1 protein-coding gene is annotated in these 1,831 nt (G+C 51.0%); it reads right to left on the reverse strand.

Annotation, left to right across the window (positions count from 1 at the left end):
* A partial coding sequence (locus LKK83_RS28205) for a tetratricopeptide repeat protein (RefSeq protein WP_324634788.1) occupies positions 1 to 1,831 on the reverse strand: 1,831 nt, incomplete at both ends.

Consider the following 1,831-nt stretch of genomic DNA (forward strand, 5'->3'; position numbering starts at 1 on the left):
TTCTCATCTTGCAAGGCGGGAAAAGGTACTAAGAATAAAGAGTCGTGGGGAACGAAGATGACTTTATCCGTGGGGTTCGTGGGCAGTAAATCGGCAATGGGTGCGATTAACAGTTGATGCAGTTGGTGTAATTCCCGGTTCTCTCGTTGCGCGGTGGGACGAATTTGCTGTTGTGCCACCTGCTGATTGAAGGTAAAAGACCCTTCGCTGCGAACTTCCGTGGTTCCATCAACACTTTGAGCAACGGTGATATTCTGACGACAGACCTGGTTATCGAAACAACGGGCATCGGCAATTACTTTCGCCAACCAAGTATCTTGCTCTTGCCACAAGGGTTTGAGGTCAGTGCGACGGAAGCTTACCTCCCCCGTGGGTTCGATCGCCCAAATATATAGTTCCGATTCGACCAATCGCTCCACGTTTCCCACCAGAAAACCTTCCCGAATGTAGGAATATTGCACGATAGTGGCATTTTGGGCGGCGGCAATTTGTTTGATTTGTGCGAGGTCGGGAGGGGTGACGGTGAGAGCATTATCTGGGGTATCCGCAAGTCGTTGAGCGAGCAATTCCACAAATGCTCTGGCGCGTCCTCGTTCGGAAATTTCCAGGGCGGTATCGGTTTTATTCTGGGCAACCAGGACTTTTTGCAGCAGTTCGTAAGTTAATTTCTGTTGCTCGAACAGGGAAATTTTTTGCGCGTCGGTTAACCCGGGACGCAATTGTTCTCGCACTTCAATGGCTGCCAAAAAGTCTTGTTCTGCTTTGTCGTACTGTCCGAGTTTGTCGTAAACAACTCCCCGGTTGTTGAGCGTGTTGCCTTCCCCCGCTTTGTCCCCGAGAAGCCGTGCAATCTTTAACGATTGCAGGAAGTATTGCTCGGCTTCGGCGTACTCTCCCAGACTCGAGTAAACATTTCCCAGGTTGTTGAGGGCATTGCCTTCCCCCGCTTTGTCGCCAATCTCCCGTGCTATCTCTAACGATTGCAGGAAGTATTGCTCTGCTTCGGCGTATTCTCCCAGATTCTGGTAAACAGTTCCCAGGTTGCCGAGGCTACTGCCTTCCCCCGCTTTGTCGCCGAGTTGCCGTGCTATCTCTAACGATTGCAGGTAGTATTGCTCCGCTTCGGCGTACTCTCCCAAAGTTAGATAGATAATTCCCAGGTTGTTGAGGGCATTGCCTTCCCCCGCTTTGTTGCCGAATTGCCGTGCTATCTCTAACGATTGCAGGTAGTATTGCTCTGCTTCGGCGTACTCTCCCAAAGTTAGGTAAACAGTTCCCAGGTTGTTGAGGGCATTGCCTTCCCCCGCTTTATCCCCGAATTGCCGTGCTATCTCTAACGATTGCAGGAAGTATTGCTCCGCTTCGGCGTACTCTCCCAGACTCTGGTAAACATTTCCCAGGTTGTTGAGGGCACCGCCTTCCCCCGCTTTGTCCCCAATTTCCCGTGCTATCTCTAACGATTGCAGGTAGTATTGCTCTGCTTCGGCGTACTCTCCCAGATTCTCGTAAACATTTCCCAGGTTGCCGAGGGTAGTGCCTTCCCCCGCTTTGTCGCCGATTTCTCGTTTATTCCCTAACGATTGCAGGTAGTATTGCTCCGCTTCGGCGTATTCTCCCAGACTTAGGTAAACATTTCCCAGGTTGTTGAGGGTAGCGGCTTTCCCCGCTTTGTCGCCGAGTTGCCGATCTATCTCTAACGATTGCAGGAAGTATTGCTCCGCTTCAGCGTATTCTCCCAGACTTAGGTAAACATTTCCCAGGTTGTTGAGGGCGTTACCTTCCCACGGTTTGTCCCCAATTTCTCGTGCTATCTCTAACGATTGCAGGAAGT

It is taken from the genome of Phormidium sp. CCY1219, from assembly GCF_035615515.1.
Classification (GTDB): Bacteria; Cyanobacteriota; Cyanobacteriia; order Cyanobacteriales; family Laspinemataceae; genus CCY1219.